Annotated in this window: 1 protein-coding gene; it reads right to left on the bottom strand. The window is 70.7% G+C overall.

Going from position 1 to position 977, the window contains the following annotated elements:
* Window positions 1-108: 108 nt before the first annotated feature.
* Window positions 109-977: imelysin family protein (locus N878_RS22325; protein WP_021445738.1), on the bottom strand; the 869-nt coding region annotated here is incomplete at its 5' end.

Genomic DNA, 977 nt, shown 5'->3' with positions numbered 1-977 from the left:
AGCAGCGGCTGGCCCTTTGGGCCGAGCAGGGTCCAGCCGGCGAAGGCGCCGGTCGCGGCGCCGACGCCGAGCAGCGCGCCGAGGCCGAGCAGGGTTCTGCGCTGCATGTCAGTCCCCGTCGTGGGCGTTGAAGCCGATCTGCACGCCCAAGGCCTTGGCCAGCTCGCCTTCCTGCAGGCGGTGCAGGCGACCGAGGCTGTCGTACAGCTGGTTCAGGCTGGTGCGACCGGCTTCGTCATCGAGCAGTTCGCCCAGCGGCCGCTCCAGCGCCGCCAGGCGCTGGCGGGTGTCCTGGTAGGCGGCGTCGATACGCCCGACCAGCTCGGCCTGATCCTTGCCCAGCAGGGCCTGAATACCGTCCTTGTTGCTGCCGTGCCACAGCTGTTCGGCGCTGGCCAGGGCGGCACCGAGGTTGGCCAGGCTGGCGGCGCTGCGCCAGGCTTCGGCCTGGTAGGGCTGGGGGATGCCCTTGCTCTGCCGGCCCATGGGCGCGCCGAGCTTCTTCTTCAGGCCGTCGAGGGCGCCGACCTGCACGCGCAGCAGTTCGGCGATGGCCTCGTCGGCGTCGGCGTAGCGCTCGTTGGGAAAGCGCTTCAACTGCGCAGCCATGCCCTGTTCGCCCTGCCACTCGCCGAGAATCTCGCCGGCCAGCGCCTGCTGATGCTCGCCGATGGCCGTCAGCAGCGGGCAGTAGCGCGCCTTCTGCTCGGCCTGGGCCAGATCCAGGCTGGGGTCGAACAGCAGGTACTCGTAGGCGCTCAGGCCCTGCACCACCACGCTGGCGCTTTCCACATCGGCCTGGCTCAGCTGCGGCTTGTTCTTGACCAGGGCTTCGACCTGGCGCTGCACCAGGTTCTTCTTGTCCGGCCAGAACTGGATCTGCCAGGCGCGATTGCCTTCGGCCAGCGGCCCGAGCAGCAGCGGCTGCAGCCCGGCCCAGGCGCTCTGCGCGCCGAGGAAGGCCTGGCGCGCGGCCG

Source organism: Pseudomonas sp. EGD-AK9 (genome assembly GCF_000465935.2).
Lineage (GTDB): Bacteria > Pseudomonadota > Gammaproteobacteria > Pseudomonadales > Pseudomonadaceae > Aquipseudomonas.
Note: the sequence above shows the minus strand (reverse complement) of the source record. Positions and strands in the feature narration are given on the sequence as shown.